Genomic DNA, 12885 nt, shown 5'->3' on the forward strand with positions numbered 1-12885 from the left:
GGCGACGTGGGAGCGACCTCAGTCGCGATGCGATTTTTGTTGTGTCGGGGCAAGCGCCAGGGATGCAGCAAGAGCATCGCGCACGATACCTGAGCTTGCTCTGGACCTGATCCGGGGCGCGCTCCTCTCAGTTGCAGGCGAACGGAAGCTTTTCGCCCCGAAACAACAAACGCCGTGAGGCAATCGCGACTGAAGTCGCTCCCACCAAGGCCAAACCAAAAAAACTCAGCGCTGTGCCCACGCGGCGATGATCCGGTGGATCGCGTCCAGTCCGTCGAACAGCGCGGCCGGCCCCGGCTGCAGGATGATCGGCGACTTGATTTCGTGCAGCTCGCCGTTGCGCACCGCCGGGATCGTGTCCCAACCCGGGCGCGCCGCAACCTTTTCCGGTCGGAAACGCTTGCCGCACCAGGAGCCGAGAATGATGTCGGGTGCGCGTCGCACCACTTCGTCGCCGTTCGGCAGGATGCGCTGTTTCGCCAGCGGTTCGCGCGCGAGCTCGGGAAAACAGTCGTCGCCACCGGCGATGCCGATGATCTCGGCGACCCAGCGGATGCCGGTGATGATCGGCTCATCCCACTCCTCGAAATAGACCTTCGGCCGGCGCGGCAACTGCGCGACGGCGGCGCGGATGTCGGCGATGTGCTGCTCGGCACGCTGCGCGTATGCCTCGGCCTTCTCGTGTGCGCCGACCATCGCGCCCAGTCGACGGATGTAGGCGAGAATGCCGTCGACGCTGCGATGGTTGCTGATCCACACCTCCACGCCGGACTTGATCAGTTCGCGCGCGATGTCCGCCTGGATATCGGAAAAGCCGATCGCCAGGTCGGGCTCGAGTTTCATGATCTCGCCGGTCCTGGCGCTGGTGAACGCGGAAACCCTCGGCTTCTCCTTGCGTGCCCGCGGCGGGCGCACGGTGAAACCGGAAATGCCGACGATGCGGTGATCCTCGCCCAGCGCGTACAGCACCTCGGTCGGTTCCTCGGTGAGGCAGACGATGCGTTGCGGATAGTGATCGGACACGGCGTGATCCATGCGTTCAGTGTCCCAGCACGGTCACGCTGACCTTGCGCTGGTGTGGATCGAGCCGGTGTTCCCACAGGTAGATGCCTTGCCAGGTGCCCAGAAGCAGCCTGCCCCCATGCACCGGCACGGTGAGGCTGACCCCGGTGAGGATCGAGCGGACATGCGCCGGCATGTCGTCGGGGCCCTCCGCGTCGTGCCGGAAGATCGGGTCGCCGTCGGGCACCATGCGGGAAAACCAGCGCTCCAGGTCCTCGCGTACGGTGGGGTCGGCGTTCTCGCCGAGCAGCAGCGAGCAACTGGTATGTGCGGTGAACACGTTCGCGATACCGGTCTGCACATGGCTTGCGGCGACCGCGTCAGCCACTTGCTGCGTGACATCGCTGAAGCCGCGACCACGCGCATGCACGACGAAACCGCCCTGTGCGACGTGCTCGGCGGGTAGCGGTCGGGTCACGGGTAGAGGAGCCGGCTCGTCCAGGTCTGGCCGTGACGATCCCAGCGCACTCGTTCATGCAGACGGAACTCGGCGCCGTACCAGAATTCCATTGTGTCCGGCTCCACCACGAAGCCGCCCCAGTGCGGTGGCCGCGTCACTTCGCGGCCCTCGAACTGCTGCTCGTAACGCGCCACCCGTTGTTCGAAGGTGTCGCGGTCCGGCAGCGTCTGCGACTGCAGCGAGGCCCACGCGCCGATCTGGCTCTGGCGCGCGCGGCTGGCGAAGTAGGCATCCGACTCCTCATCCAGCAATTTGCGCGCGACACCTTCGACGCGTACCTGCACGCCCTCGCGCAGCTGTTTCCAGTGAAAGCACAGGGCGACCTGCGGGTGCGCCTCGAGCTGGCTGCCCTTGTCGCTCTGGTAATTGGTGTAAAAACGGAAGCCGCGCTCGTCGGTGCCCTTGAGCAGCACGATGCGCGAGGCAACCCGACCGGAGCCGTCGACGGTGGATACGCTCATCGCCGTCGGTTCGCGGTCGCCGCTGGCTTTGGCTTCGTCCAGCAGCTGCAGGAAGGTGTCCAGGATTTCGGGTTTGAGCATGATGTTTGAAACTTTCCTTTTGCATCGTGGCCGACACGCGCCATCATGGTGCGGATGAACCTGACTGATAATAGTGCAATGCCCCACTCAACCAGCACCACTTCAGCACGGATGGCGACGCCATCTTCCGCCATGGAACGTGAAGAGGGTTGCGGCGCGCCCCAGCGCGGGACGCCAGGTCATCGCGGCGTGCCGGTAGCGGAAATCCCTCCCGGAGCCACGGTGTCTCACGGATGATGACGTCTCTCGCCGACATGCAGAACGAGGCTCTCGCCGGCCACCTGCTCGACCAGTACGCCGGGCGCATCGCGCGGTCGCGGCGCCCCTACATTCTCGGGCTTTCCGGCCTGCAGGGCAGCGGCAAAAGCACCCTGGCGCGGGTGATGAAGGCCCAGGCCGAGGCTCGCGGCTGGGCTACCGAGGTGCTTTCGCTGGACGACTTCTATTACGCCCGCAGCGATCGCGAGGCGCTGGCCCGCGATGTCCATCCGCTTTTGCGCAGCCGCGGCGTACCGGGTACCCACGAAATCGAGTTGATGATGTCGGTGCTGGCCGCGCTGCCGCACGCTTCGGACAAGCTGCCGGTGTCGCACCCGCGTTTCGACAAGGGTCGCGATACCCGTTTTTCGCCATCCCGCTGGCCGCGCATCACCCGCCCGCCGAAACTGGTCATCGTGGAAGGCTGGGCACTGGGCATCCGCCCCCAGGTGCAGGCGGCACTAGCCAGGCCGGTCAATGAGATGGAGCGCAGCGAGGACCCCGATGGCCGCTGGCGGCATTGGGTCAACAAGCAGTTACGGGGCTACCAGCCGCTATGGCGCAAGTTCGACGCCCTGATCGTGCTGCAGGCACCAGGCTGGGAGATCGTGCGGCGCTGGCGCGGCGAGCAGGAACAGGATCTTTTGGCGCGACACGCGCCGCTGGCGATGGATGCGTCGGCGATGGAGCATTTCCTGGCGCATTTCGAGCGCCTCAGCCGGCATGCACTGGCAACCCTGCCGGCACTTGCCGACACCTGCGTGGAGTACGACGACGACCGGCATGTGACCGGACTGAGTCACGGTTGAAACCGGGGAACGGAACGGCAAGAGCGTCACACACGCAGATCCCGTTTCTGAACTTGTTCCCTGTCCCTGTTCCCCGTTCCCGCTCAACCATCAGTTGACGACGAAATTGACCTTCATGTTGACCCGCCACTCGGTCACCGTGCCGTCATCCTTCGTAACGACCTTGATCTCGTTGATCCACGCGCCCTTGATGTTCTTCACTGATTCCGCGGTCTTCTTCAGACCGTGCTTCACGGCATCTTCCACGCCCTTGCCGGACGAAGCGTTGATCTCGATGACTTTGGCTACAGACATGGTGTCAGTCTCCTGTCGAATCGTGCAGGCGGCACGCTGCGCTTCCCCGTCCTGAAGCCCGAGTCTGCCCCGCTCCGGCCCGTCAGAACAAGCCGCACTGCAAAATCACGTTACGTTGACGCCTCGACCTGCACCGCCGTTCCGTAGGCCAGCACCTCGGTGACGCCCTGCGCCACCTCGTTGGCGTCGTAGCGCATGGCCACCACACCATTCGCTCCCATCGCGGCGGCGTGTTGCAGCATCAGCTCGAACGCCTCCTCGCGCGCCTTCTCGCACAGTTCGGTATAGATCGAGATATTGCCGCCGACGATCGTCTGCAGCGCCGCACCGAGATTGCCGACCACGCTGCGCGAACGCACGGTGATGCCGCGGACAATCCCGAAGGAACGCACGATGCGGCAGCCCGGGATGTCGTTGCCAGTGCTCACCTGGTGGTGTGGAACGGTATGTGCCATGTCGGTTCTCCGTGAGGTGGTTGACTCAATTGTCCAGCAGCGCGGCATAGCCGTCGCGGGCATCGGGCCACTGCGGCACCCAGCCTTCGGCGCGCAACCGCGCATTGCTGAGTCGCTTGCTGCCGACCCCTGCCGGCGCCGCGCCGTCCGCCGGCAGCGGCGCGTCGACCAGGCCGGCGATGAAGTCGTACAGCTCGTCGAGCGGCATGGGCGTGTCGTCAACGCCGAGATACAGTGACTGCGGCGCCGCCAGCCCCAGCAGGTGCACGACCGCTGCCGCGGCATCGTCGACATGGATGCGGTTGGCCCAGTGCGGCGTTTCGCGCGGTGCCCGCAGTTGTCCCGCCCGCAGCCGCTCGGCCCATTGCATCCGGCCAGGGCCGTACAAGCCCGCCAGCCTTAGCACGGTGGATGGCACCGACTGCTCCGCCAGCCACCGTTCCGCGTCGAGCAGCACCGATCCGTTGAAACCCAGGGGCGCCGTTGGCGTGGTCTCGTCGACCCAATCGCCGTCGTGCTCGCCGTAGACCGCACTGGACGAAACCAGCAATACGCGCTTCAGCGCACGCCCGTCGAGCGCGTCCAGCAGATGGCGCAAGCCATCCACAAAGACCGCTCGATAGGCCGCCTTGTCCCGCGCCTCTGGCGCCGGCAGGTAGACCAGTCGGCTGATTCCCTCCGGCAGATCGCGCAGGGTCTCCGGTTGAGTGAGGTCGCCGCTCAGCCAGTGGATGCTCTGTTTGTCGCGTAGCGGTGGTTGGCGCCGCAGCGCCCATATCTCGTGGTGCTGCGCGCGAAGGCGTTGCGCCACGCGTGCGCCAAGGTCTCCGCACCCGGCCAGCAATATGCGTTCGCTCACGGCCACTCCCGTTCGATCTGCCCTGTTAGCATTTACCCATGAATCCGTCGCACAACCTGTTCATCATCGGTCCGACCGGCGCCGGCAAGACGTCGATCGGACGACGGCTTGCCGCGCATTATGGCCTGCCGTTCGTCGATCTCGACCAGGAGATCGAACGTCATTGCGGCGTGGATGTAAACACCGTCTTCGAGATCGAGGGCGAAGCCGGTTTCCGTCGACGCGAAAGCGCGCTGCTGGAAGAGTGCGGCCATCAGCGTGGCGTGCTGTTGGCCACCGGCGCTGGCGCCGTGCTGGCCGAGCACAACCGTCGGCAGCTGCGCGAACTGGGCTATGTGGTGTGGCTGCAGACCACGATCGAACAGCAGCTGGAGCGACTGGAGCGCGACCATCGCCGCCCCTTGCTGGCCGTGCCAGACCGGCACGAGCGGCTGCAGGCAATGGCACGGATCCGCGAACCGATCTACCGCGACCTCGCCGACCTCGCCGTGCCCGGCGAACACGGCAGTGTCGCCGCCGCCAGCGAGCGTTGCATCGCACTGATCGATCAGTATTGGCAGCGTCCCTCTTCCGCGTCATCCCAGCAGACCGCATGAACGATCCAGCCATCCAGACCATCACCGTCGCCCTCGGCCAACGCAGCTATCCGATATGGATCGGCTCGGGCCTGCTCGCCGAGCACGCGCGCTGGCGCGCCATGCTGCGCGGCCGCCACGCGCTGGTGATCAGCAATACCACCGTGGCGCCGCTGTACCTGCCGCGGATCGAAGCGGGGCTGGAAGGCCTGCACTGGTCGTCGTTCCTGCTTGACGACGGCGAGGCACACAAGAGCTTCGCCAACGTGAACCGCGCGCTGGAAGCGCTGGGCCAACTCGGCGCTACCCGCGACGCCTGCGTGATCGCGCTGGGCGGCGGCGTGGTCGGCGACCTGGCCGGTTTCAGCGCCGCGTGCTGGATGCGCGGCATCGACTTCATCCAGATGCCGACCACCTTGCTGGCGATGGTCGACTCCTCGGTCGGCGGCAAGACCGGGGTCAACCTGCCGGTTGGCAAGAATCTCGCCGGCGCATTTCACCAGCCGCGCGCGGTGATCGCCGACATCGATACGCTGGCCACCTTGCCCGAGCGCGAATACCGCGCCGGCCTGGCCGAAGTGGTCAAGGGTGCGGCGATCGGAGACGAGCCGTTTTTCGCCTGGCTGGAGCGGCATGCCGATGCGCTGGCCGCCCGCGATCCCGCCGTCGTGCAGGAAGCGATCGCGCGCAAGGTCGCCTACAAGGCCGGCGTGGTCGAGCGCGATGAAACCGAACAGGGCGAGCGCGCCCTGCTCAACCTCGGCCACACCTTCGGTCATGCGCTGGAAACAGCCGGCCACTACACCACCCTGCTGCACGGCGAAGGCGTGGCGATCGGCATGCTGCTGGCCGCGCGGCTGTCCGAGCGCCTCGGCATGAGCGAGCCCGCGGCCACCGCCCGCCTGCAGCGGCTGCTGGAAACCCTCGGCCTGCCGGTAGCGATTCCGCCCGGCATGGATGCGCAGCAATTGCTGGCGCTGATGCGACTGGACAAGAAGAACACCGCCGGCACCTTGCGCCTGATCCTGTGGCGCGGCGTCGCTAGCGCTGAAATCGTCAGCGGCGTGAACGAGGCCGACGTAGTCGCGGTACTGCATTCAGCCATCCCCTAGCGCTGAAGCCTGACCCTCCATTGTAGGAGCGACTTCAGTCGCGATGCCCTGAAAGTCTGCCCAGCCCTCGAGCTATCGCGACTGAAGTCGCCCCCACAATGAGTGGCGCGTTGGGATGGCGCGTCCACAAAGCCGGCGCGGCTCCTATAAACTGTCGGGTCCGGCCATGCGCCGATCCACGCTCCCAGTCACCGATCGCCATGCGCCTCTACCTGCAAACCGTGCCCGGCAGCGCCGACGCACCACGCTACGTCCAGATCACGCTGGAGCAGGATCTGCTCGGCGGCTGGACGCTGTATCGCGAATCCGGCACCCAGGGTGGCCGCGCCACGATGAAGCGCGAGCAGTTCCTGGAGCGTGACGAGGCCGTCGCTGCCTTCGAGAAAGCCCGCGATGCCCAGCTCAAGCGCGGCTTCCGGTTGATGTTTGCCCAAGGCCTGGAAGGCCCCTACGGACGTTGAAATGACCGATGTGTTGAAGAACGATCGCTTCCTGCGCGCACTGCGCCGCGAACCCACCGACACCACCCCGATCTGGGTAATGCGCCAGGCCGGACGCTACCTGCCCGAGTACCGCGCCACCCGCGAGCGCGCCGGCAGCTTCATGGGACTGGCGCAGAATCCCCAGTTTGCTTGCGAACTGACCTTGCAGCCGCTTGCGCGTTTCGAGCTTGACGCCGCGATCTTGTTTTCCGACATCCTCACCATCCCGGACGCGATGGGTCTGGGCCTCACGTTCGTGCAAGGCGAAGGCCCGCAATTCGCGCGCCCGGTGCGCAGTGCCGCCGATATCGCGAAGCTCGCCGTGCCCGACATGGATGGCGAGTTGCGCTACGTGATGGACGCGGTGCGGCTGATTCGCCAGGAACTGCACGGCCGCGTGCCGCTGATAGGTTTCTCCGGCAGCCCGTGGACGCTGGCCTGCTACATGGTCGAGGGCCACGGCTCGAAGGATTTCGCCACGCTCAAGGCGATGAGCTGGAACGAGCCGAAGCTCGTCCACCAGTTACTCGATACGCTGGCGCAGTCGGTCACTGCCTACCTGATCGCCCAGGCCGCCGCTGGTGCCCAGGCGCTGATGATCTTCGATACCTGGGGCGGCCTGCTCGGCCCCACCCCGTTCCGCGAGTTTTCGCTGCGCTACATGGCGCAGATCGTGGCTGCGCTGAAGGCCGACCCCGCCTCGCGCGAACTGCCGGTGACCCTGTTTTCCAAGGGTGCCGGCGCGCATCTCGCCGAGATGGCCGACAGTGGCTGCACAGCGCTCGGCGTCGACTGGACCGTCGACCTGGCCGATGCCCGCCGTGCCGTCGGCGGCAAGGTTGCGTTGCAGGGCAATCTCGACCCGGCCATCCTGCGCGCCAGCCCCGAGGTGATCCGCCGCGAGGCCCGCGCCGTGCTCGACAACTACGGCAACCACCCCGGCCACGTGTTCAACCTCGGCCACGGCATTACGCCGGAGGTGAATCCAGAGCACGTGAAGGTGCTGGTGGATGAAGTGCATGCGTACGGGCGCACAGTGCGCGGCGGCTGATCGCCCTTCAAGCGGCAACTGCAACGCCGCGGTCCGACGCCTGCTTGGGCCATCTGGCCCACGCCCGTACAATGGCCCGTTCATACCCATTCACATCGCGCGCGCCGATGGCGCGCCATCGCGAGTCCCCATGGAAAAAAGCTTCGAGCCCGCCCAGATCGAGTCGACATGGTACGCACGCTGGGAAGCCAGCGGCGCGTTCAAGCCGTCGGGCCAGGGCGAGCCGTACTGCATCTTGCTGCCGCCGCCGAATGTCACCGGCACTCTGCACATGGGGCACGCGTTCCAGCAAACGGTGATGGACATGCTGGTGCGCTACCAGCGCATGCGCGGCATGAACACGCTGTGGCAGGTCGGCACCGACCATGCCGGCATCGCCACGCAGAAGATCGTGGAAAACCAGCTCGCCGTCGAAGAAAAAACCCGGCATGACCTGGGCCGCGACGCGTTTGTCGAACGCGTGTGGAAGTGGAAGGAAGAGTCCGGCTCCACCATCACCCACCAGATGCGCCGCATCGGCGCCGCCGCGGACTGGTCGCGCGAGCGCTTCACCATGGACGAAGGTTTGTCGGCCGCGGTGCGCAAGGTGTTCATCGACTGGTATCGCGCGGGGCTGATCTATCGCGGCAACCGGCTGGTCAACTGGGATCCGGTGCTCGGCACGGCGGTGTCCGATCTGGAAGTGAACAACGTCGAGCGCGACGGCCACATGTGGTCGATTCGCTACATGACCGTCGATGGCAGCGAAAGCCTGGTGGTCGCCACCACGCGTCCGGAAACCATGCTGGGTGACGTCGCCGTGGCGGTGCATCCGGAAGACGAACGCTACGCGCACCTTGTTGGCAAGCAACTGCACCTGCCGCTCACGGGCCGCACGATCCCGGTGATCGCGGACGACTACGTCGACAAGGATTTCGGCACCGGCTGCGTGAAGATCACCCCGGCGCACGACTTCAACGACTACGCGATCGGCCAGCGCCACAAGCTGCCGCCGATCACCATCTTCACGCTTGACGCCAAGGTCAACGAGAATGGCCCGGAGAAATATCGAGGTCTGGATCGTTACGACGCGCGCAAGGCCGTGCTGGCCGACCTCGAAGCTGCTGGCCTTCTGGTCGAGACAAAGGCGCACAAGCTGCAGGTGCCGGTGAGCCAGCGCTCGGACGCCGTGATCGAGCCGATGCTGACCGACCAATGGTTCGTCGACCTCACCAGTGACGTGCAGGCCGATGGCCGCCCGGGCGGCCGCAAGGCGATCACCGAACCGGCGCTGGATGCCGTGCGTTCGGGCGAGGTCAAATTCGTACCGGAGAACTGGGCCACCACGTACACGCAATGGCTGGACAACATCCAGGACTGGTGCATCAGCCGGCAGCTGTGGTGGGGCCACCGCATCCCGGCGTGGTACGACGAGGCCGGCAACCTCTTCGTGGGCGAGGACGAGGCCGATGCGCGCAACAGTGCCACGACCGCGCCGGTCGGCGCGCTGCGCCAGGACGACGACGTGCTGGATACCTGGTTCTCTTCCGCGCTGTGGCCATTCTCCACGCTGGGCTGGCCGGCCAACGGCCCGGTAAAAAACGAACGCGGCGAAGTCGTGGCGAACTGGGAAGAAGACAAGATCTTCCTGCCCAGCGCGGTGCTGGTCACCGGTTTCGACATCATCTTCTTCTGGGTCGCCCGGATGGTGATGGCGACCAAATACTTCACCGGCCAGATCCCGTTCCGCGAGGTCTACATCAACGCCATCGTGCGTGATGCGGAGGGTCAGAAGATGTCCAAGTCCAAGGGTAACACGCTGGACCCGCTGGACCTGATCGACGGCATCGCGCTGGAGCCGCTGGTGGAGAAATCCACCAAGTCGCTGCTGATCCCGCAGGTGCGCGCCAAGGTCGAGAAGCGCATCCGCAAGGATTACCCCGACGGCATTCCGGCCATCGGCACCGACGCGTTGCGCTTCACCTTCGCCGCGCTGGCCAGCTACAGCCGCACCATCAACTTCGACATCAAGCGCGCCGAAGGCTACAAGGCGTTCTGCAACAAGCTGTGGAATGCGGCGCGGTTCGTGTTGATGAACCTGGATTCCCCTTTCCCGTCGGGAGAGGGTGGCGCGAATGCGCCGGGTGAGGGTTCGGGCGAAGCACGACATTCCGGCACTACCGCACCCTCACCCATCTTCCAGAGGGAGAGGGGCTCATCGCCAGCAACCGAGGCCGAACGCTGGATCCTCACCCGCTTGAAGCAGACGCTGACCGAAGTCGACCAGCATTTCACCAGCTATCGCTTCGATCACCTCGCGCAGGCGCTGTACGAGTTCGTGTGGAACGAATACTGCGACTGGTTCCTGGAACTGGCCAAGCCGGCACTTAACGGTGACGACGCCAGCGCCGCTGCGTCGACCCGACATACCTTGCTGGTTGTGCTGGAGTCGGTACTACGCGCCTTGCATCCGATCATCCCCTTCATCACCGAGGAAATATGGCAATCGGTGGGGCCGAAGCTCGGCCTGACCGAAAGCATCTTGATGGATCGCCCGTGGCCGCGCGTCGACGAGATCATTGCGGACGACGCGGCGACAGCCGAGATCGAGTGGTTCAAGAATGTGCTTTCCGGCATCCGCCGGATCCGTTCCGAAATGAACATCTCGCCGGCCAAGATCATTCCGCTGCTGTTCGCCGACGGCGATGCCAGCGATCGCGCACGCGTGGCGAAGTTCGCCGCGCAGATCAGCTTCCTCGCCCGCACCGACGGGTCGCAGTGGATCGAAGTCGGCGCCAGCGAACCCGCTGCTGCCGCGGCCGTGATCGGCACGCTGCGCGTGATGATTCCACTCGCCGGTCTGATCGACCTCGGCGCCGAGAAGGCGCGCCTGGCCAAGGAAATCATTCGCATCGAAGTCGAGATAAAAAAGTGCGAAGGCAAACTCGGCAACGCCAGCTTCGTGGCCAATGCACCGGCGGAGGTGGTTGCGCAGGAACGTCAACGCATCGCCGACTGGAACACCACGCTGGGCGCACTGCGCGAACAGGCCACGAAGTTGTAGAGCTGAAGCACAAGCGTCGGCAATCGCGTTCTTATTTCTCGAGATTGCCCGCGGCAGTCTCGAGCGCCATCACGATGGCATCCTCGCGCCCATGGCGTGCCGGGTAATACCGCGGCCGTCTGCCGACCTCGCTGAACCCCACCGATTCGTACAGCGATTTCGCCAGCGGATTCGACGGCCGTACCTCGAGGAACACCCGCTCCGCGCCATTCCAGCGCGCGATGTCCAGCAACCGACCGAGCAGGTGCCGACCCAGCCCCCGTCCTCGATGCGTCGGGCCGATGCAGATATTCAGCACATGCGCCTCGCCCGCGCCGACTGACAGGATGCCGTAGCCGGCGACTGCGTGGTCCACACACAGCACCCAGCATGGATGCCCGGCCTTGATGCAATCGCCAAAAATGCCGGGCGACCACGGAAACTCGTAGGAGATATTTTCCAGCGCACTGACCGTGTCCAGATCCTCGGTCCGCATGCCACGCACCTCGATCACCGGTTTGACCACCGCGGCCATCGTCGTTAACCGCCCGCTGTGGCCAGCGCGCGGCGCAAGCTGCGCAGCGCGTTCCACAGTCGTCGTTTGGCGCTGGCGCTGGCCAGCACCTGCGCCGGCTCGTCCGCCAGCACGATCTGCGCCTGACGCATCGTGGCGACCGGCAGCGTGCGACCCAGGGCGTGCGCCTGTGCCTCGCCAAACACCAGGTATGCCCGTGCCGCGGGTACGTCCCCGCCAAGCTGACCCTCGTTCACCGTGACACGCGCCGCACGGGCCAGCATCGACCCGCAGGCATTGAGCGCACGTCCCACCAGATCGAGCTCGCGTGCACTGCATCCCTGCGGCAGAACCATCACGCAGGCAACCCCGGCGGTGGCATCCGCTGTGTCGATCATCAGGTCCGGCACGCTGCTTGCGGTTGCCTGCATGCGCCGTACCCAGGGTGTCACCCCCAACGCGCGCAAGACACGGGCGCGATGACTGACCGATACGGCGTTCATGTCGTGCCGCGCCGCACCCGGCGCCGATGGGTGGCCAGGCCCCAGATTGTCCATACTGGTCCGGACAACAGATAGATCGTGAAGCCGATAAAAAGCACCCGTGCCGTATCCAGGATCAACAGCGCCAACAGCAACACCGCCCCGACCATCCAGACGAACGGCACGTGCTGGCGCTCGCCCATCGGCAACGATTTGAAGCTGAAATAGCGGAAACGGCTGACCATCAACAATCCAACGACGATCGCAATCACCGGCGTGACAAAACAGAAGTCGCTACCGGCCAGGCCGAATTTGTCCACGCTCCACACGAACGACATGCATACCGCGGCGGCGGCCGGACTGGCCAGTCCCTGGAAATAGCGTTTGTCGGCCACACCGACCTGGGTGTTGAAGCGCGCCAGCCGCAGCGCGGCGCACGCGGCATAGACGAAGGCGGCGGCCCAACCCAGTTTGCCCCACAGCGGACCGAAATCGCGCAACGCCGACAACGACCACGTATACATCACCAGTGCCGGCGCCAGGCCAAAGCTGACCAGATCGGACAACGAGTCGTATTGCACACCGAATTCGGTCTGGGTACCGGTCATCCGGGCCACTCGGCCATCCAGTCCATCCAGCAGCGCGGCCACGAACACGGCAACGGCAGCCTCGCTGTAGCGTCCGCCAATGCTGGCGATGATCGCGTAGAAACCCGCGAACATCGCGCCGGTGGTGAACAGGTTCGGCAGCAGATAAATACCCCGGTGACGGGGCCGCCGGACGGGCAGTGGCTCACTCATGCATCAGTACCGTGACAGGATGCGCGCAGTGTAAACCATCGGCCGCTTGAGTCCGGACCGACGGAGTGTTAACAAGGTGAACCTGAATTTTTCCCCGAAACCGGAGAA

15 protein-coding genes are annotated in these 12885 nt (G+C 65.3%); 6 read left to right on the forward strand and 9 right to left on the reverse strand.

What is annotated here, in order from left to right; all coding sequences use genetic code 11:
• Positions 1-225 precede the first annotated feature (225 nt).
• Genes ACPPVV_RS14960 through pdxH form a run of 3 tightly spaced genes read right to left on the reverse strand, consistent with a single transcriptional unit; the run spans position 226 to position 2064 of the window.
• A complete protein-coding gene (locus tag ACPPVV_RS14960; protein WP_426700664.1) occupies positions 226-1035 on the reverse strand; it encodes a cobalamin-binding protein in 810 nt (269 codons plus the stop codon).
• Between the two features lie 4 nt (positions 1036-1039).
• A complete protein-coding gene (locus ACPPVV_RS14965) occupies positions 1040-1480 on the reverse strand; it encodes a secondary thiamine-phosphate synthase enzyme YjbQ (protein WP_426700665.1) in 441 nt (146 codons plus the stop codon).
• Positions 1477-2064 (reverse strand): pyridoxamine 5'-phosphate oxidase, encoded by a 588-nt coding sequence (gene pdxH, locus ACPPVV_RS14970; protein WP_426700666.1) that lies wholly within the window; start codon positions 2062-2064, stop codon positions 1477-1479. The genes ACPPVV_RS14965 and pdxH overlap by 4 nt, the downstream gene beginning before the upstream one ends.
• Before the next feature lie 236 nt (positions 2065-2300).
• On the opposite strand from pdxH, the gene ACPPVV_RS14975 reads away from it, so the two are divergent.
• The gene (locus tag ACPPVV_RS14975; protein ID WP_426703251.1) at positions 2301-3131 is read left to right on the forward strand and encodes a kinase; all 831 of its coding nucleotides are present in this window, start codon (positions 2301-2303) and stop codon (positions 3129-3131) included.
• Between the two features lie 90 nt (positions 3132-3221).
• Here the strand turns inward: ACPPVV_RS14975 and ACPPVV_RS14980 are convergent, their stop codons facing one another.
• From ACPPVV_RS14980 to ACPPVV_RS14990, 3 genes are all read right to left on the reverse strand, one after another.
• Positions 3222-3425, reverse strand: a complete 204-nt coding sequence (locus ACPPVV_RS14980; protein WP_426700667.1) for a dodecin family protein — start codon at positions 3423-3425, stop codon at positions 3222-3224.
• Positions 3426-3535: 110 nt separating this feature from the next.
• Positions 3536-3880 (reverse strand): YbjQ family protein, encoded by a 345-nt coding sequence (locus ACPPVV_RS14985; RefSeq protein ID WP_426700668.1) that lies wholly within the window; start codon positions 3878-3880, stop codon positions 3536-3538.
• A 25-nt stretch (positions 3881-3905) separates the two neighbouring features.
• Positions 3906-4739 carry an SDR family oxidoreductase gene (locus ACPPVV_RS14990; protein WP_426700669.1) on the reverse strand — a complete coding sequence of 278 codons (834 nt, stop codon included), beginning with the start codon at positions 4737-4739 and terminating at the stop codon, positions 3906-3908.
• Positions 4740-4777: 38 nt separating this feature from the next.
• Between ACPPVV_RS14990 and ACPPVV_RS14995 the strand changes: the two genes are divergently transcribed.
• From ACPPVV_RS14995 to ACPPVV_RS15015, 5 genes are all read left to right on the forward strand, one after another.
• Positions 4778-5335 carry a shikimate kinase gene (locus tag ACPPVV_RS14995; RefSeq protein WP_426700670.1) on the forward strand — a complete coding sequence of 186 codons (558 nt, stop codon included), beginning with the start codon at positions 4778-4780 and terminating at the stop codon, positions 5333-5335.
• On the forward strand, positions 5332-6426 hold the full coding sequence (gene aroB / locus ACPPVV_RS15000) for a 3-dehydroquinate synthase (RefSeq protein ID WP_426700671.1): 1095 nt from the start codon (positions 5332-5334) through the stop codon (positions 6424-6426). Before ACPPVV_RS14995 ends, aroB begins: the two co-directional genes overlap by 4 nt.
• A 200-nt stretch (positions 6427-6626) precedes the next feature.
• On the forward strand, positions 6627-6887 hold the full coding sequence (locus tag ACPPVV_RS15005) for a WGR domain-containing protein (protein ID WP_007507081.1): 261 nt from the start codon (positions 6627-6629) through the stop codon (positions 6885-6887).
• A 1-nt stretch (position 6888) separates the two neighbouring features.
• The gene (gene hemE, locus ACPPVV_RS15010) at positions 6889-7959 is read left to right on the forward strand and encodes a uroporphyrinogen decarboxylase (RefSeq protein ID WP_426700672.1); all 1071 of its coding nucleotides are present in this window, start codon (positions 6889-6891) and stop codon (positions 7957-7959) included.
• A gap of 130 nt (positions 7960-8089) precedes the next feature.
• Positions 8090-11002: a valine--tRNA ligase gene (locus ACPPVV_RS15015; protein ID WP_426700673.1), complete on the forward strand. Its 2913-nt coding sequence runs from the start codon at positions 8090-8092 to the stop codon at positions 11000-11002.
• A 31-nt stretch (positions 11003-11033) separates the two neighbouring features.
• On the opposite strand, the gene rimI is transcribed toward ACPPVV_RS15015, so the two are convergent.
• Genes rimI through ACPPVV_RS15030 form a run of 3 tightly spaced genes read right to left on the reverse strand, consistent with a single transcriptional unit; the run spans position 11034 to position 12777 of the window.
• Positions 11034-11516, reverse strand: a complete 483-nt coding sequence (gene rimI / locus ACPPVV_RS15020) for a ribosomal protein S18-alanine N-acetyltransferase (RefSeq protein ID WP_426700674.1) — start codon at positions 11514-11516, stop codon at positions 11034-11036.
• Between the two features lie 5 nt (positions 11517-11521).
• Complete coding sequence (locus ACPPVV_RS15025; protein WP_426700675.1) at positions 11522-11998, reverse strand: hypothetical protein; 477 nt, start codon at positions 11996-11998, stop codon at positions 11522-11524.
• Positions 11995-12777, reverse strand: a complete 783-nt coding sequence (locus ACPPVV_RS15030) for a CDP-alcohol phosphatidyltransferase family protein (RefSeq protein ID WP_426700676.1) — start codon at positions 12775-12777, stop codon at positions 11995-11997. Before ACPPVV_RS15030 ends, ACPPVV_RS15025 begins: the two co-directional genes overlap by 4 nt.
• Between the last annotated feature and the right edge of the window lie 108 nt (positions 12778-12885).

The organism is Rhodanobacter sp. Col0626, assembly GCF_049994385.1.
Classification (GTDB): Bacteria; Pseudomonadota; Gammaproteobacteria; order Xanthomonadales; family Rhodanobacteraceae; genus Rhodanobacter.